General features: G+C 43.0%; 22 protein-coding genes and 4 pseudogenes. 15 read left to right on the top strand and 11 right to left on the bottom strand.

What is annotated here, in order from left to right; all coding sequences use genetic code 11:
- Window positions 1-239: 239 nt before the first annotated feature.
- Window positions 240-380, top strand: a pseudogene (locus tag AC6IZ0_RS16065) (hypothetical protein); the annotation flags it as partial.
- A 55-nt stretch (window positions 381-435) separates the two neighbouring features.
- Here AC6IZ0_RS16065 and AC6IZ0_RS16070 read toward each other — a convergent pair.
- Window positions 436-1,310 (bottom strand): IS630 family transposase gene (locus AC6IZ0_RS16070; RefSeq protein ID WP_497722827.1). Its coding sequence is split into 2 segments (ribosomal slippage): window positions 436-978 and window positions 981-1,310, totalling 873 coding nucleotides; the frame shifts between segments, so codons are not numbered across the junction.
- A gap of 126 nt (window positions 1,311-1,436) precedes the next feature.
- Here AC6IZ0_RS16070 and AC6IZ0_RS16075 point away from each other — a divergent pair.
- The 3 genes and pseudogenes from AC6IZ0_RS16075 to AC6IZ0_RS16085 all read left to right on the top strand — a co-directional run.
- Window positions 1,437-1,481, top strand: a pseudogene (locus AC6IZ0_RS16075) (pentapeptide repeat-containing protein); the annotation flags it as partial.
- A 33-nt stretch (window positions 1,482-1,514) separates the two neighbouring features.
- The gene (locus AC6IZ0_RS16080; protein ID WP_497723841.1) at window positions 1,515-1,625 is read left to right on the top strand and encodes a pentapeptide repeat-containing protein; all 111 of its coding nucleotides are present in this window, start codon (window positions 1,515-1,517) and stop codon (window positions 1,623-1,625) included.
- Between the two features lie 91 nt (window positions 1,626-1,716).
- Entirely contained in the window at window positions 1,717-2,454 is a 738-nt protein-coding gene (locus AC6IZ0_RS16085; protein ID WP_271733954.1) for a creatininase family protein, read from the top strand.
- 173 nt (window positions 2,455-2,627) lie between these two features.
- Here AC6IZ0_RS16085 and obgE read toward each other — a convergent pair whose 3' ends face one another.
- A complete protein-coding gene (gene obgE / locus AC6IZ0_RS16090; RefSeq protein WP_497723842.1) occupies window positions 2,628-3,656 on the bottom strand; it encodes a GTPase ObgE in 1,029 nt (342 codons plus the stop codon).
- A gap of 539 nt (window positions 3,657-4,195) precedes the next feature.
- Between obgE and AC6IZ0_RS16095 the strand changes: the two genes are divergently transcribed.
- Window positions 4,196-5,326 carry a glutamate-cysteine ligase family protein gene (locus AC6IZ0_RS16095; protein ID WP_497723843.1) on the top strand — a complete coding sequence of 377 codons (1,131 nt, stop codon included), beginning with the start codon at window positions 4,196-4,198 and terminating at the stop codon, window positions 5,324-5,326.
- A gap of 54 nt (window positions 5,327-5,380) precedes the next feature.
- Here the strand turns inward: AC6IZ0_RS16095 and AC6IZ0_RS16100 are convergent, their stop codons facing one another.
- On the bottom strand, window positions 5,381-7,216 hold the full coding sequence (locus AC6IZ0_RS16100; protein ID WP_497726081.1) for a peptidoglycan D,D-transpeptidase FtsI family protein: 1,836 nt from the start codon (window positions 7,214-7,216) through the stop codon (window positions 5,381-5,383).
- A gap of 97 nt (window positions 7,217-7,313) precedes the next feature.
- Entirely contained in the window at window positions 7,314-8,003 is a 690-nt protein-coding gene (locus tag AC6IZ0_RS16105; RefSeq protein ID WP_497723844.1) for a hypothetical protein, read from the bottom strand.
- Between the two features lie 434 nt (window positions 8,004-8,437).
- Between AC6IZ0_RS16105 and AC6IZ0_RS16110 the strand changes: the two genes are divergently transcribed.
- The 4 genes from AC6IZ0_RS16110 to glgB all read left to right on the top strand — a co-directional run bounded on the left by AC6IZ0_RS16110 (window position 8,438) and on the right by glgB (window position 12,581).
- On the top strand, window positions 8,438-8,605 hold the full coding sequence (locus tag AC6IZ0_RS16110) for a hypothetical protein (RefSeq protein ID WP_271733974.1): 168 nt from the start codon (window positions 8,438-8,440) through the stop codon (window positions 8,603-8,605).
- A 355-nt stretch (window positions 8,606-8,960) separates the two neighbouring features.
- Window positions 8,961-9,635, top strand: coding sequence for a glutathione S-transferase family protein (locus AC6IZ0_RS16115; RefSeq protein ID WP_271733958.1), 675 nt, complete (start codon window positions 8,961-8,963; stop codon window positions 9,633-9,635).
- 1 nt (window position 9,636) lies between these two features.
- The gene (locus tag AC6IZ0_RS16120; RefSeq protein ID WP_497723846.1) at window positions 9,637-9,966 is read left to right on the top strand and encodes a hypothetical protein; all 330 of its coding nucleotides are present in this window, start codon (window positions 9,637-9,639) and stop codon (window positions 9,964-9,966) included.
- Between the two features lie 323 nt (window positions 9,967-10,289).
- The gene (glgB, locus tag AC6IZ0_RS16125) at window positions 10,290-12,581 is read left to right on the top strand and encodes a 1,4-alpha-glucan branching enzyme (protein WP_497726082.1); all 2,292 of its coding nucleotides are present in this window, start codon (window positions 10,290-10,292) and stop codon (window positions 12,579-12,581) included.
- Window positions 12,582-12,652: 71 nt separating this feature from the next.
- On the opposite strand, the gene AC6IZ0_RS16130 is transcribed toward glgB, so the two are convergent.
- Window positions 12,653-13,309, bottom strand: coding sequence for a DUF3386 domain-containing protein (locus tag AC6IZ0_RS16130; RefSeq protein ID WP_271733960.1), 657 nt, complete (start codon window positions 13,307-13,309; stop codon window positions 12,653-12,655).
- A gap of 102 nt (window positions 13,310-13,411) precedes the next feature.
- Between AC6IZ0_RS16130 and AC6IZ0_RS16135 the strand changes: the two genes are divergently transcribed.
- Window positions 13,412-14,077: a LuxR C-terminal-related transcriptional regulator gene (locus tag AC6IZ0_RS16135; RefSeq protein ID WP_497723847.1), complete on the top strand. Its 666-nt coding sequence runs from the start codon at window positions 13,412-13,414 to the stop codon at window positions 14,075-14,077.
- 7 nt (window positions 14,078-14,084) lie between these two features.
- Here AC6IZ0_RS16135 and hisB read toward each other — a convergent pair whose 3' ends face one another.
- Both hisB and fabI read right to left on the bottom strand, forming a co-directional pair.
- A complete protein-coding gene (gene hisB / locus AC6IZ0_RS16140) occupies window positions 14,085-14,735 on the bottom strand; it encodes an imidazoleglycerol-phosphate dehydratase HisB (protein ID WP_271733963.1) in 651 nt (216 codons plus the stop codon).
- A gap of 144 nt (window positions 14,736-14,879) precedes the next feature.
- The gene (gene fabI, locus AC6IZ0_RS16145) at window positions 14,880-15,656 is read right to left on the bottom strand and encodes an enoyl-ACP reductase FabI (protein WP_271733964.1); all 777 of its coding nucleotides are present in this window, start codon (window positions 15,654-15,656) and stop codon (window positions 14,880-14,882) included.
- A 375-nt stretch (window positions 15,657-16,031) separates the two neighbouring features.
- Here fabI and ntcA point away from each other — a divergent pair.
- From ntcA to AC6IZ0_RS16160, 3 genes and pseudogenes are all read left to right on the top strand, one after another.
- Window positions 16,032-16,702: pseudogene (gene ntcA, locus AC6IZ0_RS16150) on the top strand (global nitrogen regulator NtcA).
- A gap of 189 nt (window positions 16,703-16,891) precedes the next feature.
- Window positions 16,892-18,275, top strand: a pseudogene (locus AC6IZ0_RS16155) (DUF3084 family protein).
- A gap of 46 nt (window positions 18,276-18,321) precedes the next feature.
- The gene (locus AC6IZ0_RS16160; protein ID WP_271733967.1) at window positions 18,322-18,765 is read left to right on the top strand and encodes a pre-16S rRNA-processing nuclease YqgF; all 444 of its coding nucleotides are present in this window, start codon (window positions 18,322-18,324) and stop codon (window positions 18,763-18,765) included.
- A gap of 81 nt (window positions 18,766-18,846) precedes the next feature.
- Here AC6IZ0_RS16160 and AC6IZ0_RS16165 read toward each other — a convergent pair whose 3' ends face one another.
- A complete protein-coding gene (locus AC6IZ0_RS16165; RefSeq protein ID WP_271733968.1) occupies window positions 18,847-19,110 on the bottom strand; it encodes a DUF3146 family protein in 264 nt (87 codons plus the stop codon).
- Window positions 19,111-19,197: 87 nt separating this feature from the next.
- On the opposite strand from AC6IZ0_RS16165, the gene pdxH reads away from it, so the two are divergent.
- Window positions 19,198-19,845, top strand: a complete 648-nt coding sequence (gene pdxH, locus AC6IZ0_RS16170) for a pyridoxamine 5'-phosphate oxidase (RefSeq protein ID WP_497723849.1) — start codon at window positions 19,198-19,200, stop codon at window positions 19,843-19,845.
- 40 nt (window positions 19,846-19,885) lie between these two features.
- Here pdxH and AC6IZ0_RS16175 read toward each other — a convergent pair whose 3' ends face one another.
- On the bottom strand, window positions 19,886-20,788 hold the full coding sequence (locus AC6IZ0_RS16175; protein WP_497723850.1) for a DUF3153 domain-containing protein: 903 nt from the start codon (window positions 20,786-20,788) through the stop codon (window positions 19,886-19,888).
- A 126-nt stretch (window positions 20,789-20,914) separates the two neighbouring features.
- Window positions 20,915-21,712: a Uma2 family endonuclease gene (locus AC6IZ0_RS16180; protein WP_497723851.1), complete on the bottom strand. Its 798-nt coding sequence runs from the start codon at window positions 21,710-21,712 to the stop codon at window positions 20,915-20,917.
- 68 nt (window positions 21,713-21,780) lie between these two features.
- On the opposite strand from AC6IZ0_RS16180, the gene AC6IZ0_RS16185 reads away from it, so the two are divergent.
- Window positions 21,781-21,981 (top strand): hypothetical protein, encoded by a 201-nt coding sequence (locus AC6IZ0_RS16185; protein WP_497723853.1) that lies wholly within the window; start codon window positions 21,781-21,783, stop codon window positions 21,979-21,981.
- Window positions 21,982-22,257: 276 nt separating this feature from the next.
- Here the strand turns inward: AC6IZ0_RS16185 and AC6IZ0_RS16190 are convergent, their stop codons facing one another.
- Entirely contained in the window at window positions 22,258-23,013 is a 756-nt protein-coding gene (locus AC6IZ0_RS16190) for a Uma2 family endonuclease (RefSeq protein WP_497723855.1), read from the bottom strand.
- Window positions 23,014-23,147: the final 134 nt, after the last annotated feature.

Raw genomic sequence — 23,147 nt, forward strand, 5'->3', positions numbered from 1 at the left:
AATTCCCTGTTACATATTCAATAAAACTCAAAAAATGTGTACATCATGAGCATGGTAAATGCTATATTTCTTTTTTCTGATTATCCTGAACATAATTTCAGATATTACTCCTGTTGTTTGATAAAAAAGTCATTTTTTATTCTTCTTTCAAAAAATACTTGTATTTTGAATATATTTTGAATATATATAATTTCCCAAGTTAAAATGCAAGTATAAATGACAAGCATCAAAAGTTGATCATGCTAACTGAAGATAATTTACAAAGTCTGCAAGAGGTTGTGGCAATTTGGAATGAGTGGAGGCGGAAATATCAAGGTGCAGAAGCTAACTCCTGTGGTGCCAAGCTGGTTAACGCTAACCTAAGTTACGCAAACCTAAATGGGGCTGACTTACATCGCGCTAACTTGAGAGGAGCTATAGCAACCGCCAAGGAGGTTAGGACGCAAAAAGTAAGACATCCTCAATGGCATCTCGTAAAGAATCAAACTGCTCAAGTTTTTTGCGGATTCGACTTTTTAACCAAGACCAACATTTTTCAATCTGATTCAGGTCTGGAGAATAAGGTGGTAGGTACAACACTTCACACCCTGCGTACTCAATCAGTTGTTGAATGCGCCCACCTTTATGAAATGTAGCATTATCCATCACCACAACCTGTCCCGGTTTGAGTGTGGGAAGCAAACAAGCTTCAAGCCAAGTCTCAAATACTATTCGATTACACGCACCCTCAACAGTGAAAGGAGCTATCAGCTGATGGTTACACAGCGCGGCAATTATGTTCACCCGACCTTGACGACGACCTGATTTAAGTGCATGGAAGCGCTGTCCTTTTGAGTTCCAACCGTAATCATACTGGTCTCGGTTGTCCATTCCTGACTCATCGAGGTATACAATCTTCTCCACAGGTAACTTAGACAACTGCGTTACGAAAGCCTGTCGTTTAACCTCATCGCGCTCACGGTAGCCATAAGTCTTTTTTTTCGCGTAAAACCAATTTTTTTCAAAGCTCTTGAGATTGTGCGCTCGCTAATTTCTTCAGGCCAAAGTGAGGCCATCTCTACTTGGGTTTTATCGCCATGCACGGAAGCGAACTCACGAAATTTTTCCCAATCGGTAATTTTGTGACCATTCCCAGGACGCTTACTAGGCAAGGCTTGGAAGTCCCCCGTTTCGGTTTTTCGCTTCAACCATAGGGTGATGGTGTTGCGACTAATATTAAACATTTGACTGGCTTCAGTTTTCTTCAAGCCATCGAGTTCAATCGCTTGGATTACTTTTTGACGAAGGTCGTAACTGTACGGCTTGGGCATATACCTGTAGCAAGCGATCGCTTCACATGAAAAGGGACTACTTATAGTTTATGCTTAAATTACCTTGGCGGTTGCTATAACTTAAAAGGGGCGAATCTGAGCGGGGCGAATCTGAGCGGGGCGAATCTGACTGGGGCGAATCTGAGCGGGGCGAATCTGAGCGGGGCGAATCTGACTGGGGCGAATTTATCGCAATCAAACACAATGGCCGCAAACTTCCATAACGCCACTCTGACAGGTGCTTGTATCCAAGACTGCAATTTTCATGGTGCAACAAAACTAGATGCAGCAGTGAATATGTTGATTGAGAATTAGCTGCGGATCTGATATAAATTCTCATCCAGTAGTAGAGGAATTTTCTAAAATGCTAGAAATTGGATATTCCCAAACTAAATTATCTCACACAATGTTACTACATTTAAGCACCTGGCAAGAAGTTGAAACCTATTTACAAGAATCTCAGGGTATTATTATCCCCATTGGATCCACAGAACAACATGGACCCACAGGCTTAATTGGTACTGATGCTATTTGTGCAGAGGCGATCGCTGGTGGCGTGGGTGAAGCAACTCAAGCAATGGTTAGCCCTACAATCAATGTGGGCATGGCATTACATCATACCGCTTTTCCCGGTACAATAAGCCTACGTCCAAGTACATTGATTCAGGTAGTCACAGACTATATTACTTGTTTAGCTAAAACTGGTTTTACTAAGTTCTATTTTATCAATGGACACGGTGGTAACATTGCCACCCTGAAAGCTGCATTCTCAGAAACCTATGCGCACTTGGAAAATTTGCAGATTAGCAACGCCCAATGTCAACTTGCTAACTGGTTTATGTGCAGTTCTGTATATAAACTTGCCAAAGAATTATATGGCGATCAAGAAGGTGCCCATGCTACCCCCAGCGAAGTAGCCGTTACCCAGTATATTTATCCACAATCTATTAAAAAAGCATCCCTGACACCAGAAGTTGCTCTTGGACATAAAATTTATGGTGCAACTGACTTCCGCAGACGCTATCCAGATGGACGCATGGGTTCAAATCCGGCTTTAGCAACACCAGAACACGGTCAGCAGTTTTATGATTTGGCGGTGACAGAACTCAGTACAGGATATTTAGAGTTTTTGAAAGCCGAATAGTATCGCTAGTCGTTAAGTTTACATGGTGGGTTACGGCGTAGTGGCAAATACATATTTTATATGTTTAATTTTATGCCTAACCCACCCCAGATGGTTACTACAAACTCTTATATTTTGCGTCCCTTACCCATGACTGTTCTTTACATCTTTGTATTGAGCTTAAACACTGGCCTTTACCGCAAAATCTCTACCTCTTCAGCCACATTTATCTGGTCAAGGACTCCCCAAACTTGCTGTAACATTGGTTCTAACCCAGCGCGGGTAACTGCGGAGATTAAGAACACAGGAGAAAGGGAAAGGTGATGAAGTTGAGCCGCTACGGCTTCTAAATCCACTGTGTCCCTGTCCACCGCATCAATTTTATTCAGCGCTAAAATTTGGGGACGCTTTGCTAAACCTCGTCCATAGGCTTCCAACTCTTCCTTAATTATCTTGTATTCACTAATCACATCTTCGCTAGTTGCATCAATGAGGTGTAGCAGAACCTTTGTGCGTTCAATGTGGCGCAAAAAATCGTATCCCAAACCCGCACCCTGAGAAGCACCTGCAATTAAACCGGGAATATCGGCAAAAACAGTACCATCACCAGTAGGTTTTCTGACTACACCCAAATTAGGGATGAGAGTTGTAAAAGGATAGTCAGCAATTTTGGGACGTGCTGCTGATAGAGATGAAATTAGCGTAGATTTACCAGCATTGGGTAAGCCAATAATTCCTACTTCCGCTAAAAGTTTTAACTCTAGGCGTATTACCTTCATTTCTCCTGTGAGTCCAGGTAAAGCATATTCTGGGGCGCGGTTACGGTTACTCAAAAAATGCTGATTTCCTAGTCCACCTTTTCCGCCTTCAGCAACCCGAAAACTTTGTCCAGGCTCAATTAAATCACATAGCAAAGCCCCTGTACTGGCATCATATACAGAAGTACCACAGGGAACTTCGATGATTAAATCCTTACCATTAGCCCCGGTACAGTTATTTGGACCACCACGTCCACCATTATCAGCTTTAAAAAGATGCTTGTATCGAAAGTCCAGCAAAGTTTGTAGGTTAGTATCCACAACAAAAATCACCGAACCGCCTCGTCCCCCGTTTCCACCAGATGGACCCCCTGCTGGTACGTATTTCTCACGTCGGAAGGCGACGATACCATCCCCACCTTTACCCGCTTCAACTTCGATTACCGCTTGGTCAATAAATTGCATAATTTAGTTATTTATCATTCGTCATTGGTCATTAGTCCTCTGGAACGTTACCAATTGATTTCAGGTATCCGTTAAGAGTTCTAGTTGATTGGTTGTTAGCTTTAATACATCTACTTTTTCCTTTCTTAACAGGTTACGATTATATGCTGCTATGACCCAGTGCTGATTTTTTTACAAAGGCACCCTAGCTATTTTGACGAAAAGACTATTTCTTTGATAACTTCCTGTTCATAAACCTTCTGCTATATTCCCACCAATGTTATCTGCTCAACGAATTATTTATTTACCTAGTGTATCTTGGTCCAATGGCTGCCAAGCATTAACCATTTTCCAGACAATTGATCAACCCGTAATTTTAGAAACCTCCCACTTGACTAAACTAGCAAATTCCAAGACTCCAAATTAACATAAATTTCTAGTACAATTTACTACAAATTTGATAAATTAATTAATGGAAAAGTATCTCGGACAGATTACTACATAGGATACAAGTAGCCGTAACCTAACTAGACAGCCCAACTAACTGTAATCAAGTATACATGAAAGTTTATTTTGGCATTGAGCATGAAGTCGCTTTCCTCAACCACGAAGGAAAATTTGCTGATTTTTCCCAAACTAAATTCGCTGACTTTAATCAAATTGTCGAAAAACTGCCCACATACCCCAACGATTATTCACAATTGCGCGTTGGCGATGCTGGTATTCGGCAAAAGAGATGGTATATTGAGGGTTTTGAAAGATTTGCTAATTCTGAAAAGGTGATAGACTGTATACCCAAAGGTATCGAAATCAGAACCACTATCCACTCTGATATTTCAGGTGCTTTGACTGAATTATCCGAAAGTTTTCAATTACTGCGTGAAGTGGCTGCTGGCTATGGTTTTTCACCTGTTTTAACTAGTTTCAACCCCTATAAGACTGTATTTGAACCTCAACCACCTTTAAATGATTATGAACTCCAACAGTTACAGACTTATCCTGATGAACAAACCGCCAATATTTACATGGTAACTTATGGTCCAGATTTAAATATCTCAGTGCCAGATTTACCAATTGAAAATGTGATTGATATTGGCAAGAAGTTAACCTATTATAGTCCCTATATCGTTCCTTTTAGTTATAGTTCCCCTTTTTATAATGGGGGATTATGGGATGGTTTGTCAGTCAGAACTTTTGTCAGAACGGGAAAAAGATCGGCAGCACTGGTGTTTGTCGAGAAGAAAGAACAACTCATTAATAGCGTGCCATCATTGACAAAAATCGCCCGTATTCCTGCTGAAGTGGGACGCATTGAATTTAAAGCTTTTGATAGTTGTGATGACTTTTCTATCTATGGGGGGTTGTTGGCATTATTGAAAGGTTTGATCTTGGATAAAAGTTTACCAGGTAGAGCAATTAGGCCTAACGCGACTTTACACCAAATCTCTGCAAAAAAAGGCTTTGATTATCCAGATATTTGTGCTAATGCTACACAGCTTTTACAAGTAGCTGAGGTTTCCTTGAGGGATGATTCAGATGTTCAGTTATTAACACCATTAAAAGATATACTAGCAAAGCGCAAAACTAAATCCCATGAACTAATAGCGGCTTACCAAAGTGTCGGTTCAATTGAACAAGCACTGCAAAATACCTACGCCCACCCTAGCATAGAGAGTAGGACAAATGAATAACCTCACCTTTAGGGGCAATTCATAGAATTGCCCTTAGATAATTTAGTCTTTTATTTAGGAATTTGTATTGGTTGACTGACTGGGTGGGATACCTTCAATGGTAATCAACCCCTCAATTACAGTTTTGACGATTGGTGCGGCCACAGTAGAACCATAAGCATTTGTGCCTTGTGGCTCATCCACTACCGCAAAAACTACATACCGCGGAGATTCTACCGGTAAAATACTTACGAAGCTAGTTATCCGCGCATTTGGGAGATAGCCACCATTTGGACTCGCTTTTTGAGATGTACCGGTTTTACCACCAATGCGATAACCCGGAATTTTAGCATTACTACCAGTACCTTCTGATACTACAGTTTCCATCATTTCCACTACCTTTTGAGTTGTGGTTGCTGAGAAAATTTGGCGTGTTGTGGGCAGATCAGGCGCATAATGCATCTGGCCTTTACTGTCCACCAACCCTCGCACTACATGGGGTGTGACTAATTTACCCCCATTCGCTAAAACGCCATGCATTTGCACCAACTGTAACGGTGTTAAAGCAAAACCTTGCCCAAAGGATGTAGTTGCTGGTTCAATGGGTGAACTGAGAAACTGTCTTGAACCTTTGAGCCGTCCCCCCACTTCAAAAGGCAAATCTGTATCGACTGTTTCCCCTAGCCCCAAACGTTCTAGCCAATTGTAATAAACTTGTGGTTGTATGCGTTCAATGATCCGCACCATGCCAATATTGCTAGAAGTTTGTAATATCTGTGCAATGTTAATATTGCCATAACTCTTGTGACCTGCATTTCTAATCGTGTGCTTACCTATTTGAATAGAACCGGGATCATTAAACACATCATCTGCTTTAATTACGCCATTCTCTAGGGCGATCGCCACATTCAAAGGCTTAAAAGTCGATCCCGGCTCATAAAGATCAGCTACTGTCCAGTTTCTAAATAGGGAAATATCAGCACTAGAGTATTCATTGGGGTTATAGGTAGGATAGGAAGTCAGAGCTAGTAAAGAACCGTCTGAAGCATCCATAACAATTACCGCCCCACGTTTAGCCTGAAACTTCTCTATCTGTTTTTCTAGAGCAGTACCGGCGACCCTTTGCAAACGGCTATCAATAGTTAATTGCAGTCGCAGGTCATCGAAATTTAAAAATCCTTCCGGTGCATGAATTGGTAGAAGTCTACCATTACCAGCCCTACTCAGCCGCGCTGTCTGCGGGGAACGTTCTAATAAATTCTCTTGACTGTATTCCACACCAGCCTGACCCTTACGGTCAAGATTGACGTAGCCCACCACGTCCGCAACCACATTCTTTTGCGGGTAATATCGGGAGTATTGTTGAATCAATTCTAAGCCATTTAAGCGCAATGATCTCACACGCCCAGCACTGACTTCGGGTAAGCCGGAAGCAAGTGTAATCCCACTCCTGCGACTTTCAAAAGTTTTCACCAATTCAGCCGGGGGTTTGTCGAGTATGGGAGCGAGTTGTTCTGCCATTTGTTTATTAGACTGAGCAAACAGCTTAGGATGGGCATATAAGGTATATACAGGTCGGTCAACAGCTAATACACTATTAGTGCGATCTACCACTAGGCGACGGGGAACGAAAGGCCGTAAATTCACCATTTGCTGGTTACGCGCCTTCTCGGTTAACTTTGCTCCCTGGATAATCTGCAACTGATATAAATTAATAGCCAAACCCAAACCTGCGGTCATTAATATGCCCCAAACCACGAACAGCCGGGGTCTGGTATTGGATATCTGGTCTTGAGGATTAGAGGTGAACCTAAACCTCTGCATAAATGCTAGGATAGAAGACTTTCCTCGCCTTCTAAATGCTGAATTTTGAAAATTTCTCAATTTTAGTTTACCGGGTGACTTCTGTATTTACCTGCTCAGTATTAGTTATCGGTTATTAGGAACAGCCGGATTCCCCTAAGTGCATCATTCAGGGTTGAAATCCTGTACTCCCGCTTTGATAACTCTAATATCCTAGTGGTAAGGGAGTGTTTTGCGGCTTTTCCATATTTAGTGCTGTGCCAGGGGGTGTAGCATCAGAACTAGAAGATGGAGATGCTGCGGGCAAAAAAATTGTTCTGGCTGGTGTTGGTGACACTAGCGCAGTGGCTTCGTCTTGTGCTTCTTCAGCCATTTTGTTCTTGAGGGTAGCGTTAGTTGTGGTTAACTGCCGTTCATAAAGTTTCAGGTTTTGTAGCCTGTTATATTCCTGACTCCACAGTTGTTGAGAATATACTATCCAACCATACACAAATAAAGTTGCTGCTACCAAGAAAAACGTGACTACGGAGGAATAACGATGTGATGTGTACAAGCGCAGTAACCAAAAAGGTCCAGAGCCATAATTAGGCATCACGGGTAAGCTACCTTCCCCTAGCTTCTGATTTTTCTGGGTTGTTCTATTTGATTGACTTTCCACCCGTGAAACTCGTTGTTTAGCGACTTCAGGTAATGGATGAGTCGTAGAAACCGGCAACTTCTTGACAGCACGCCGTTGTCTTTTTGAGGATCTTGGCAAAGGTTCATCTACAAGTGTAGATGTACTCCCAGAGGTTGATCCTAGAGGGATGGGAGGCCCATCCCCGTTGGATGGGGTAGGATTGATTCGGAACCAAAGACCTGTTTTGGGAACAGCCGATTTACGCACAACAGCCATATATGTTTTTAGATGGAAAATACAGTGTTTTAAACCTTTAGCCTGTTTGTCCTCAGGCGACAATCCTCGTGTGATACTTCACTGCACTAATGATGGCATTAGCTGGGTATTGTAATACCTGTCACTGGTAGGCAGCAATGTCCCATTTCCAGTATGGCAACACAAGGCAGCAAGGCACAAGAGCCTTGTAAAATAAAGAATTTTCATCTGATGTATTGTTTGTCCGCCAAGTTGATTTTGGCTATCTGCTGACTGGAGTCCTGAAGCAGAGAAATTAATCACCCTCCTGCATAATCAATCAGCCTCAAAAAATCAGCCGAAAGTATTGCTTTTGAAAATATCAGCACAAGACATTTCAAAAATTAGCAACAAATAGGTTATGTTATACAACAGGCTATTTTTTTTATTGCCATTTTCTGGTGAAAGAGGAGTTTATGTTGAAAACAAAAATCTTTGGTTTTGTTCTAATGTTAGGGTTGGCTGCGGTTCTTGGAGCCTGTGAGCCTGGGACTGAGCCTGAAACTCCACCAGCGACTCCCACTCCTGGTGAACCCACTGACGGTGCTACTCCAGCCCCCGCACCCGGTACCAATCCCCAATAAATTTTGACTCAGTAAATCACCCCAAGAAAATTAAAAAATAGTATAATTTATGACTAAATAAACTTAATTTTTTTGGGGCGGTTATACAACATCTTTTTGTCAAATAGACTGAAAACTTTAGTTAAATTAGCAGGTAAAGGGCACTGGTTAATATAATTGCAACTGTAACCAAGTTTTATGCTGGTGGCTTACGGAAAAATTATCAGGTCTATTAATCAGTTATTTATGCAACTTATTTAGGTGGTAATTTACGTAAGTCATACTCCTGCTATAGTGCGGAAATCAACATACTTTCTTGGCAAGTTGCATATCTAAAGGCATAAAATTAATCCTCATGGCGGGGCAAAGTAGCTTTATGTTGCTACTACAATTTAGTACATCCCATTACTGTCGCAAAGCTCGTCTGGCGCTCGGCTATAAGCAAATTAATTATAAAACTGAAAATCTGACTCCTGGGTGGCATATCCTGCGAGTTAGGCCGCTAACAGGTTTGAAGACTTTACCTGTGTTGTTACCACTTGAGGGTCAACCCAATGCGATCGCTGACTCTACCGAAATCTTAAAATTTCTGGAAACTTATCAACCACAACCGTCCTACTTCTTGCCTGACCATGAACAGCAGACAGAAGCGTGGATGTTAGAGGATTGGTTGGATGAAAGCATTGGTACAGCCACCAGGTTTGTATACTATCAGTTCCGGGCTGGGGAAGGCAAGGAAATTGACCCTTCACTGGTTAGTCAGATGGTAATTTCAGTAGTCCGCCAACAATATGGTATCAACCAGACTACTGTGGAATTGGCTAAAAAGAGACTTGCTATTGCCTTTTCAGAGTTATCTATTCGCTGGCAAAAAAATGACTACTTAGTAGGTAATCAGCTAAGTGTGGCAGACATTAGCGCAGCTGCCTTGCTGAGTCCTTTAGCACTGATTCCTGAGTATCGTCAAGGATATCCCTGGTTATTTGAGCGCATTGTGCAAGTCCACCAACTGTGTCATGAACCATTAGCACCAGGGTTGAGTGAGGGTTAGGATGAAGGTAATCGGGAGAAAAAAAATAGTATTTTGGGTTGTGGGTATTAGTACTACCCTTTTTTTGGGCTGGAGTGGCCATTGGGGAACAAATGCGATCGCATTACCCCCACCCGAAGATATACCAGAAGAAATATTGCGGAGGGAAATTATTCTAGACGCGCGATCGCCAGTGGACGGTAAACCCCTGAATGCTGCCGAATACGCAGAACTACAAGAACAGCTACAACTAAGTCCTCCACCCAAACTGAATGCCGATTTACGACAAACCATTTACCTGATAAGGTTACGTAAGGCCTTACTGCAAATTTTCCCCTTCTTAGATATTTGAAGGAATTATAACGAAAATGCCGAAAAACCTTGATAACCAGGCGCATAGCCCCGTATTTAAATAGTGGGGATCAAGGCACACTTTTCTCACTTATTACTAACTTTAGGTAAATTTGAGCAGATTTTGAGTGACAGTCGTTAAACCCCAATCTCCAGTGACCATTCTGATGTACGATAACGGTGACGACAAAATTACAAATAAATTTAGAACCATAAATTTAGAACCATAAATTTAGTTCTTTCTGGGGAAAACCCAGATCTACTCTCTAGGGTCAGCAATGGGAGTAACTCACTCAATTACTGTATTCAAATCTAGGTAGCTTCATCTCTATGACCACAATTATCCCAGAACAGGTTAACCGTATAGTTGGGAATCAGCATCACGATCCCTTTGAAATACTAGGTTCTCATTGCATAGAACAAAATGGCAAAAAAGTCTGGGCTGTGCGAACCTACCTACCAAATGCGACTGCAGCATCGGTAATTCTTCCTGAGGAGCGTCAGGAATACCCAATGGAGACAGTACATAATCCACATTTTTTTGAATGCATAATTGAAACAGCGGAACTGACAAACTACCAGTTACGGATTAAAGAAGGTGAGCATGAGCGTGTCACCTATGACCCCTACGCCTTCCGGTCTGCGAAACTAACAGACTTTGACTTACATTTGTTTGCCGAAGGCAATCATCACCGAATATACGAAAAAATGGGAGCCCATCCCACAGAGATCAACGGTGTTAAAGGTGTTTATTTTGCCGTTTGGGCTCCCAATGCTCGTAATGTTTCCTTGCTAGGAGACTTCAATCTGTGGGACGGGCGTAAACACCAGATGCGCAAAGGCTCCACCGGCGTTTGGGAATTATTCATTCCTGAAATCGGCGTAGGAGAGCATTACAAGTATGAAATTAAAAATTTTGAAGGGCATATTTACGAAAAATCAGATCCCTATGCTTTCCAACAGGAACCCCGTCCCAAAACTGCCTCCATTGTCACTAATTTAAATACTTACACTTGGAGTGACCAAGACTGGATGGAAAAGCGTCGTCACACCGACCCCCTGACCCAACCAGTCTCCGTCTACGAAGTGCATTTAGGCTCTTGGTTACACGCTTCTAGTTCAGAACCAGCTAAATTACCCAATGGTGAGACAGAACCCGTAGTTATAGTTTCAGAACTCAAACCAGGCGCACGCTTCCTCACCTATAGAGAACTAGCAGACCGACTGATACCCTATGTCAAAGAATTGGGGTACACCCATTTAGAACTGCTACCCATTGCGGAGCATCCCTTTGATGGGTCTTGGGGTTATCAAGTAACTGGATATTATGCCCCCACTTCACGTTTTGGCAGCCCCGAAGATTTCATGTATTTTGTTGACAAATGCCACCAAAACGATATTGGTGTAATTGTCGATTGGGTTCCCGGTCACTTTCCTAAAGATGGTCATGGTTTAGCTTTCTTCGATGGTACTCACCTTTATGAGCACTCCGACCCGCGCAAAGGAGAACACAAAGAATGGGGTACTTTAGTTTTCAACTACAATCGCCACGAAGTTAGAAACTTTCTAGTAGCTAATGCCCTCTTTTGGTTTGATAAATACCATATTGATGGTATTCGCGTTGATGCTGTGGCTTCCATGCTTTACCTAGACTATTGCCGCAAAGCAGGAGAATGGCTACCTAACGAATACGGGGGTAGAGAGAACTTAGAAGCCGCAGATTTTATGCGTCAAGTTAATCACATTATCTTTAGCTATTTCCCAGGTATTCTTTCCATTGCAGAAGAATCCACTTCCTGGCCTATGGTGTCCTGGCCTACCTACACAGGCGGACTAGGGTTTAATTTAAAGTGGAATATGGGCTGGATGCACGATATGCTGGACTACTTCAGTATGGATCCGTGGTTCCGCCAGTTCCATCAAAATAATATTACCTTTAGTATGTGGTACAACCACAGTGAGAACTTCATGCTGGCTTTGTCCCATGATGAAGTGGTACATGGTAAGAGCAATATCATCGGCAAAATGCCCGGTGATACATGGCAGAAGTTAGGGAATGTGCGTTGTTTATTTAGCTATATGTTTGCTCACCCAGGCAAGAAAACAATGTTTATGAGCATGGAGTTCGGCCAATGGAGTGAGTGGAATGTCTGGGCAGATTTGGAGTGGCAATTATTACAATATCAAGACCACCAACAATTAAAGCAGTTTTTCCAGGATCTAAACCTTCTCTACCGTTCTGAACCAGCTTTATATACTCAGGATTTCGCCCAAGATGGCTTTGAGTGGATTGATTGTAGCGATAACCGTCATAGTGTGGTTTCTTTTATCCGTCATGACAAGGATTCTGATGATTTCATTGTGGTGATTTGCAACTTCACTCCCCAACCACACTCTCACTACCGCATTGGTGTACCAGAGGAAGGATTTTATACCGAGTTGTTTAACAGTGATGCCCGTCCCTATGGCGGCAGTAATATGGGTAACTTAGGTGGTAAATGGACTGATAATTGGTCTTTACATAGTCGTCCTTATTCCCTCGATTTATGTCTACCACCGTTGGGTGTGTTGATGCTGAAGTTGGATCGGCACAAAACATCTCAGGGAATGGTATAATAAGTTCTCCTCACCCCCCCCTGAATGGAAATAAGAAGCGATCGCTTCTTATTTCCCTTGAAAACTTCAGCTTAAACCGTAACAGGTGACAAAAGTTGAATGTTGGAGAAGACAAACTCTTGAGTGGAAATTTTTCCATCTGTTTGAGTGCGAATCTCCCGACGATTTAAAACAAAATATGCGCCAACTTTTTCATATTCATCGGTAAACTCACTTCTCCCACCTTTTTGTTGCCCTGTTTTGGGATCGTGGTATACAGAATCATAGGTATGGGACAAATAACCCGCCCCAGTGTCATGGCTGCTAAAAGTGTTAATTGTCACAAAAGTACCGTGAATTAAACGGTGGACGTGGCAAACCTCATTATTGCGAACCTTATATTTATCGCCTTCAGATTTACCACCCACTAAAATTTCAGTTGCACCAGTCTCGTCAGTGTCTCCATAGCTGAATTTATTCTCACTGTGAGTGTCCTCAAAGCTGCGACGGACGCGGTGAATGGCAATTTCCCACGCCTGTCCGTGAATGGCTTTCTTTGCTTGCTCATCTTCTACCCCCAACACTTCCGCCTTGAGGTTAGCATCGATGACAACTTGACCTGTAAATAGTTGGTCATCATATTTATAAGTAATATCTGCGCTATAACCGGGAAAACTCTTGTCCCAAGTGTAGCGATTTTCATAAGCAGCCCGGAAAAGTTCCTGAGCGGAAAGTTTTGTAATTGTCATCTACTTCTCCCAGAGTGACTAGCTATATTAGCGTTTTATCTTGGCTGGTATTAGCATAGAAGTAAATATGAAGCTTCGCATAGTCCCCAAGTGGGTACACTTATGCCTAATTCTCTTTCCCTTATATTTCAAGCGATCGCAAATGTCAGCAACGAGCAGGAACTACGAGTGGCGCTCATGGATAAAATTGGTGAGTATTTTGGCGTCCAACATTGCGGGATCTATCTCATCAATGAACAGCCAAATGCGGTTAATGTTCAGGCCATTCCCGCCGTATGTATGGAAAACAATCCAGTTGGTCGTTATGTAGTGGAACGACACGCTCCCGCCCATGAACAATTAATACTATCACCAGGAGATTGGAAACATTTCTGTCCCCGTCATGACCATGAACACGTGATGACTGGGCCAATTGTTTGCGATGGTCGTCTAGTGGGGACATTAAACTTAGCTCGCGATCAAGGGACTGATCCCTTTAATGGCGATGACTTAGCTGACTTAAGCGCTTTGTGCATTCATTTATCAGCAAAACTTGCCACTCTCAGAGCCAAAGAAGCAAAAATATCCAATTCACTGTTAGTCAGTCCCTTAACCGTGCGTGAGTTAGAAATTGCCGAGTTGGTAGCACAGGGGTTAACCAATGCCGAAATTGGTGAACAACTCTGGATCACACAGAATTCTGTCAAGCAAGCTTTAAAACGGATGTTTCGTAAGCTTGGTGTTTCAACTCGTACAGAAATGGTCGCAAAACTACATTTTATCTGCTAGTTAACTCCTACAGAATACCCTTAGAACTGGGAATGTTACCAGCCCGACGGGGGTCAATTTCCACCGCCATTCGGGTTGCTCTGGCAAAAGCTTTAAATGTTGCCTCAATAATATGATGGGAGTTAATGCCATCCAGTTGACGAATGTGTAATGTCATTTGGCTATGGTTAACCAATGCTACAAAGAATTCCCGTACTAGCTGAGTATCGTAGGTTCCCACTCGCTGGGTGGGAATTTCCAAGCCATAACTCAGATGAGGTCTGCCAGAAAAGTCCAGCACCACTTGCACTAAAGCTTCATCCAATGGTGCCAGAAAATTACCAAAACGAATAATACCTTTCCTGTTACCTAGGGCTTGACTGAAAGCTTGCCCTAAAGTGATACCCACATCTTCATTCGTGTGGTGATCATCAATTTCCCAGTCTCCCTGAGCTTGGACATTTAAGTCAATCAGCCCATGGGAGGAAATTTGATGCAACATATGATCTAAAAATGGAATCCCAGTTGCTGCTGTGCAGATGCCCGTACCATCCAAGTTAATAGTAACTTTTATATCAGTTTCGCCAGTGGTGCGATGAATCGAGGCTATGCGAGCAGTGTGAGTCGAATTAATTTGGCCTTGGAGTGAGTCCTTACCGAAGGTATCGCTTGTTTGCATAGGTGGAGAATCAGGAATGGGGAATGGGGAAATCACAGACCCTATGGAGGGCGCATGACTGATGAGTGATGCTTGGTGACTGTATTTTGTCGGTTAACCGCCAACCGTCAACCGTCAACCGTTAACCTTAACAATGATTAATTATTACATTCCCATGATTTCATATCCTGCATCTACATACAAAACTTGTCCTGTAATGCCACTGGCTAAATCGCTAGACAAGAAAGCAGCAGTATTGCCCACTTCTTGCTGAGTAACAGTGCGTCGCAGGGGAGCTACTTCTTCTACATGGTGAATCATATCTAAAATTCCGCCTACTGCCGAAGATGCTAATGTCCGTATCGGCCCGGCGGAAATAGCATTCACCCGAATGTTGTCAGGTCCGAGTTCAGCCGCCAAATAACGTACACTAGCTTCTAAGCCGGCTTTAGCTACTCCCATGACGTTGTAGTTAGGAATTGCCCTGACACCACCCAGATATGTGAGGGTGATGATACTACCCCCTTCGGTCATCAGCGGTTTAGCCGCACCGCTTAACTGCACTAGTGAGTAGGTGCTGATTTCTAACGCTGTTTTGAACCCAGAACGTGAGGTTTGGCTAAATCCACCGGTCAAATCCTCTCTGTTAGCGAAGGCCAGACAGTGGATGAGAATGTCCAATCTTCCCCACTGATTCTGAACTGCTTCAAAGGTAGATTTCACCTGCTCGTCATCTTGCACATTACAGGGAACAAATAAGCTGGGGTTGAGAGGTTCTACCAGTTCGGCCACCTTTTTCTCCATCTTGCCTCGCTCATCTGGCAGGTAGGTAATACCCAAGTTAGCTCCGGCTTTATGCAGTTGTTGAGCAATCCCCCAGGCAATGGAACGGTTATTGGCAATCCCTGTAACTAAGGCGTTTTTTCCAGTCAGATTCAGCATAGAAATTGTGAATGAGATCAATCATTAGGAGCATACTAGAATCTGCGCCGAGTTGGTCTTGGTTTGGCACATCATTTGCAGAAATGATCATTTAGGGGACTGTTTTCTCAAAACTTTGTCTAGATAATCCTGAATATATTCTCAAGATATCGTGAATTTTTGGGCGAAAAACCTGATGACCTTAACTGTGTAAGTACTTATAACAACTACTAGCTAAAAACATGAAAAATTATGTATCATTATGAACAAATAACCATGAAGTTATGGGTTTGAGTATAGGAATGTACAGAAAGGTTGACGGTGCTTTATTGATTTTTCAGGTGTATTCTTAGGTAATCAGTTTTTGTTTTTCCGGCATTGGGTAGGGGAAGGGAGATGATCGTGACACAAGATAAAGCCCTAGCAAATGTATTTCGTCAGATGGCGACCGGAGCATTTCCTCCAGTTGTAGAAACATTTGAACGCAACAAAACAATATTTTTTCCCGGCGATCCTGCTGAACGAGTTTATTTTCTTTTGAAGGGTGCTGTGAAACTTTCCAGGGTATATGAGGAGGAGAGGAAATAACGGTAGCACTGCTGCGGGAAAATAGTGTTTTTGGTGTGTTGTCATTACTGACGGGAAATAAGTCTGATAGATTTTACCATGCAGTCGCATTTACGCCTGTAGAGTTACTGTCAGCCCCCATTGAACAGGTGGAACAAGCCCTTAAGGAAAATCCAGAATTATCAATGTTGATGCTGCGAGGCCTATCTTCGCGGATTTTACAGACAGAGATGATGATTGAAACCTTGGCTCACCGGGATATGGGTTCGAGATTGGTGAGTTTTCTGTTAATTCTTTGTCGTGATTTTGGTGTTCCTTGTGCTGATGGGATTACGATTGATCTGAAGTTATCTCACCAGGCGATCGCTGAGGCAATTGGTTCAACTCGGGTAACGGTCACTAGGTTATTAGGGGACCTGCGTGAGAAACAAATGATTTCTATCCACAAAAAGAAGATTACGGTGCATAAACCTGTTACCTTAAGTAAGCAGTTCACTTAAAATCAATCGGGGGAGGTGGAGTGGCAAGGGTTGTGTTCTTCAAAATTACACCCATTGGGGATAAATCGAAAATTCTCAGTAGTTTCAGCTATTGCCTATCTGTCTTCCCCTACAAGATCATCCTTGAAAGTAGTAGGCTGTATCTGGAAGCATTATGCATCCGGCACACTACGTGAACGGTAGCTGAAGATGACCACCGGGTACATCCTGATCGCGGCAATTTTAATTTTGGGGGGCGTAATTGCCACCGTGGGCGATCGCATTGGCACACGAGTTGGCAAGGCACGCCTCTCACTATTTAACCTGCGTCCGAAAAAAACGGCTGTACTAGTAACTATATTTACTGGCGGCTTAATTTCCGCTTCAACATTAGGGATCTTATTTGCGGCTGATGAAGGATTGCGGCAAGGGGTATTTGAGCTAGAAGATATTCAAAAAGACCTGAGAAACAAGCGGGAACAGCTCAAAATTGCCGAATCGGAGAAAAGCCAGGTAGAGGTTGAGTTAAGCACAGCTAGAATTGAACAAACTAAGGCGGAGCGACAGTTGCAGGTAATTAATAAGTCCTTACAAGCAGCTAACGCTAAACAAAAAGCAACACAAACTCAACTTCAACGTACCCAAACCCAGCTAGGTGAAGTAGTAAGTCAGTATCAAAAAGCTTTAACTGAACTGCAAAGGGTTTACGATCAAAGACAAACATTGCAGCGGGCTATTGCACAACTAAGGGGAGAACGACAACGACTTTATGCCGAAGCTAAAACAGCAATAGAAGGGCGCGATCGCAAAATTACCCAACTTGATGCACTGATCAAAAAACGTAATCAAGAAATTGCTGCACGAGAGCAAGTAATCGCCACAAGGGAAGCCCTCCTCAAAGAATTAGAAAAACAACAGAATTTTTTAGAACAAGAAGTCGCAAGGCTAGAAAAGTATTATCAATCATACCGTGACCTACGTCTGGGCAAACTCGCACTAGTTCGCAATCAAGTCCTGGCGGCGAAGGTGGTTCGCGTTAACCAACCTAGTGCAGCCCGTGAACTGGTAATACAACTGTTGCAAGCAGCTAACCACAATGCCAACATTCAATTAACTGAACCCGGGGAAAATCCTACAAATAAACAGCTGATCGAGGTTACCCACAGAGGGTAGAACAACTGAGCCAGCAGATTAGCGATGGTCGAGAGTACGTTGTGCGAATTTTCTCTGCGGGTAATTACGTTCGCGGAGAAAACCAAATAGAATTTTTTGCAGATGCAGCCCGAAATCAACTAGTGTTTTCCGAAGGCGAGGTACTAGCCACCACTACTGCTGACCCTAAAAAGATGACATCCTATCAGCTGTCCCAAAGACTAGATTTGCTGATTTCCGCTTCGGAATTTCGGCCCGTAATGCTGGAATTGTGGAGGGTTTGTTAAGAGAAGGTACTCATTTACGCTTTTTCTTACAATTGAGACTATATGATCAACCTTTGGAAATTAAAGCGATCGCTCTGGAGGACACTTATACAGCAGGTCCTTTAAGAATCAGGCTTTTAGGAATACTAAACGGAAAAGTAATTTTTAACACCTAAAAAAATAATTAAATCAAGCCATTGATGAAATTTCAGCGTATTGATTATGACTTTTAGTGAATTTTCACCCACACAACCAGTCATCCTAGGCTTCGACCCCGGTAAAGATAAGTGTGGTCTAGCAGTCATGGGACTAGATAGACAATTGTACTATCACCAAGTTGTAACTGCACAAAAGGCCATCCCTACCATTGAAACCCTACGTCAACAGTTTCCGGTTTCCTTAATGGTCATGGGAAACCAAACCACTGCTAAACAATGGAAACAGCAATTGCGCGAAGCACTGGTAGAGCAGCTAAGTATAATTTTAGTCGATGAGCGCTACAGCACCCTAGAAGCACGCGATCGCTATTGGCAGATGTACCCCCCCAAAGGGCTAACAAAACTCGTCCCCCAGGGTATGAGACAGCCACCACGACCCATAGATGATATTGTGGCTCTGCTCTTGATTGAACGGTACTTAAATCGCCTAACCACTAATGTTGATTAAGCGTTGAATTACATTACTCACTTGCAATTCATCTCATCACTTCCGGTTCGCGGTAAGACTAGAGGCTTCTTACTGTTTGAACTAAAGTTCAGCCCTAATAGTAAAAGCATAATCCCCTCCCGGCTCTAACTGATAATCCTGTTGTTCTAAAAAACGACCAAGAGGTTCTTTAATCAAAGCCCGACCTTGGGAAGGCTTAACAGAAAGTTCTCCTCGGCGAAAATGCCATTGGAAATACCACTCGAAGTTACCCGCACTTACTTCACCCTCAAGAAAGCCGAGTTGCCACGATTGACGGATAATTCTGACATGGGCTGTAGTTTCTGGAAGACGTTTGGCATTCACAATGCTTTGTGTTACTGGTGGAATTAAAGCCTAATTAATAGGCTACTTCTTTTATTTAGCAAACTTATCTAAAATATACAAACTCACATGGACAAGACCGTAGCTGATCTTCGCAAGGATTACACCTTGCAAGATTTGAGCGAAACCGAAATTAACCCCAATCCTGTGATTCAATTTCAAACATGGTTTGAACAAGCACTAGCAGCCCAACTTCCTGAACCCAATGCTATGACTCTGGCCACAGCTACACCAGACGGTAAGCCTTCAGCACGAATGGTACTACTCAAAGACTTTGATGACCAAGGCTTTGTTTTATTCACTAACTACAATAGTCACAAAGGACAAGAACTAGCAGCAAATCCCCAAGCAGCTTTAGTATTTTGGTGGGCAGAATTGGAACGCCAAGTCAGAATTGTGGGGACTGTAGAGAAAATTTCCCCAGAACAGTCTGATAGCTATTTTGAGATGCGCCCCCCTAGTAGTCGTTTGGGTGCATGGGCTTCTAATCAAAGTCAGGTAATTGTTGGTAGGGAAGTTTTAGAGCAACAACTCCAAGAATTCCAGCGCCAATATCAAAATCAGGAAGTTCCTAGACCACCTCATTGGGGAGGCTACCGAGTCATTCCCACAGAAATTGAGTTTTGGCAAGGTCGCCCCAGTCGCCTGCATGACCGATTGCTCTATACTCGCTGCTGGGATAATAGCAGTTGGAAAATTGAGCGCTTGTCACCTTGAAGAGTGGAGACTGGGAATTAGATTTTCCCAGTTTTTTTGTTTATTCTGTAACTGGTACTTTAGTACTAGATGTAAACTGAACTCTGGGATCTGGCATGAAACTATATCTCACATAAATTCCTCCCCAGATGAACAGGATAATTAACAAACCACCAATACCCAGGGGATTAGGTAACCAGAAAACTACTTCTATATGGGTTACCTGACCTGGTGGGATCTGCCATACTAATTCCCTGCCTTTTTTCTGGGGTGGGATAGCAGTTTCGTTTTGTTCAATATTTCTGGCTCCCCAAGGGGTATTTAAACTAAAATTGAGTTCTAGAATTGATTCAGTATCCGATAACACGTTACCTCTACCGGCAATTAAGGAGAGCGATCGCAAGTCCAAATCATAAATTAATCGATTCCTGACTAACAAGAGAAAATTGTTTTGATCTATGAATAAATTTGATTCAATTTTCGGTGGTGCTGACTCCCATGATTGCTGTACACCCTCAGCTTTTTCATTTCCACGAGAGTTAAAAAAATCATTAAATTTCTCTTGCAACTCTTGACCATTACTGAAGGGAATTTTCACAATAATTTCGGAGGCGGAAATTCGTTGGCTTTTACCATCTAGTTGACGGGCGCGACGTTCTATGCTATGTAACCATTCAGATACAGAATCGGGACTAAAGCTAGTGAGTCGTTCTCCCAGTTTAATATGCTGTACTATTTCGCCACTGTTGGAGTGATTAAAATTCACTCCCGCATCGTACTCTACACACCCAGTCAACAGTAGTGATGTCAACACAACCAGCCACAAGATAGGATTTTTAATGGCAAATATCCGATGGATGAGATTCCTACCTATCAGCTTGACCACCAAAGCCATTTTTACTAAGACAAAACTTAATGCTCTAGTCAATCTCACGAAAATCTTGTTCAAAATAGGATGATTCATATAAAGGTTAACGGTTGACGGTTGACGGTTGACGGTTGGCGGTTGACTGTTGACTGTTGACTGTTGACTGTTGACGGAAGGGCGATCGCCCTTCAGACCCGATGCTAAGATGTCCTATTGAGTAGTCTAGGGTAAATTATCGGGGTCAATGCCCTGGGATTGTAAATAGGCTCTGAGTTTTTCCTTAGCCTGCCTTTCCGCTTCAGCGCGTTGGCGTTCTTGTTGAGCTTTTTGGGCTTCTGTTTCAGCGCGTTGGCGTTCTTGTTCAATCTTCTCCACCGCCCAGGGTAATACATTCCCCTCCTGATCCCACCATCTCAACCAATAGCCACTGCGTCCCCCCTTTTCTCCTCTCCAAGTTCCCAAAAACAGCCCCATACTCTCTACCCAGTGACGCCCATTTTCATCTGGCTGTTTTAATTCATACTGGCCATTTTCTAACTGATAATATTCTATTAATCCTCCCTCTGGTTCAAAAATTACATACACGGGTACTTGTAATATGTGCTGATAAAAAAACCATTTTCCCGGTGGGTAGGTAGGCTTGATTGAATATTCTCCCCCTTCTTTATCTGAGAGAAATTCCATGACTATGGCGGGGATATCTCCCTCTAAATGGGGTGTGTAACTTTTTCTATCTGGTAATATCTCTTTAACTGCGGGTACATATAACCAATCAGGGGCTTTAGCAATAAACTGCCCCTCTACGGTGGCACATAAGCCAAAATTGGTAGCAATTAACATTTGTGGCTGAATCCAACCGGTGATTTCTAAACTTTCCCTTAATGCTCCTGCTAATAGTGGTTGCCCTGTATTATCCACCGGTTCATCCTCTTTTAGGTCAAAATCAGGCGGTAACGGTTCCCAGGTGATAACCATTCCTGGAGGTGATGCGGTTTCACTAGTGCGAGTCGTTGTCACCATAAACACTACCTAATATTTATCATTATTATAGTTTTATTGGTTGACGGTTGACTGTTGACTGTTGACTGTTGGCGGTTCGACTCCGCTCACCGACCACGGGTGACGGAAGGGCGATCGCCTATGGTCATGCGATCGCCATGAAGCTCGACAATAGGGAGCCGGGGGTTAGAAACCCCCGTCTAAAAGCTCAAGTCGGATTAATCCGACTGAGTGTTAAATATAACATTATAAATTCCATTAATAACCATTGCCTAGACTACCCTATTTAACCTAATAGTCCACTTATAGTGGACTTTCGCTATCAGACGCGTAATTTATTACCCGGCTGCTTAGTGTAGCAGATATAGTGCGATCGCTGTCTTGTTGACGCTTGACGGGTGACGGGTGACGGGTGACGGGTGACGCTTGACGCTTGACGGGTGACTGTTGACGCTTGACGGGTGACTGTTGACGGGTGACGGGTGACGGGTGACTGTTGACGGGTGACTGTTGACGGAAGGGCGATCGCTCCTCAGACCAGATGCTAAAATTTCCTATTGAGCAATCTAGGGTAAATTATCGGGGTCAATGCCCTGGGATTGTAAATAGGCTCTGAGTTTTTCCTTGGCTTGCCTTTCTGCTTCAGCGCGCTGGCGTTCCTGCTCAATCTTCTCCACCGCCCAGGGTAATACATTCCCCTCCTGATCCCACCATCTCAACCAATAGCCACTGCGTCCCCCCTTTTCTCCTCTCCAAGTTCCCAAAAACAGCCCCATACTCTCTACCCAGTGACGCCCATTTTCATCTGGCTGTTTTAATTCATACTGGCCATTTTCTAACTGATAATATTCTATTAATCCTCCCTCTGGTTCAAAAATTACATACACGGGTACTTGTAATATGTGCTGATAAAAAAACCATTTTCCCGGTGGGTAGGTAGGCTTGATTGAATATTCTCCCCCTTCTTTATCTGAGAGAAATTCCATGACTATGGCGGGGATATCTCCCTCTAAATGGGGTGTGTAACTTTTTCTATCTGGTAATATCTCTTTAACTGCGGGTACATATAACCAATCAGGGGCTTTAGCAATAAACTGCCCCTCTACGGTGGCACATAAGCCAAAATTGGTAGCAATTAACATTTGTGGCTGAATCCAACCGGTGATTTCTAAACTTTCCCTTAATGCTCCTGCTAATAGTGGTTGCCCTGTATTATCCACCGGTTCATCCTCTTGTAGATCAAAATCAGGCGGTAACGGTTCCCAGGTGATAACCATTCCTGGAGGTGATGCGGTTTCACTAGTGCGGGTTGTTGTCACCATAAACACTACCTAATATTTATCATCATTATAGTTTTATTGGTTGACGGTTGACGGTTGACGGTTGACGGTTGACGGTTGACGGTTCGACTTCGCTCACCGACTTAGGCATGAGGAGTGTCAAACCTGAGAGTAAA

Source organism: Anabaenopsis sp. NIES-4685 (assembly GCF_059725405.1).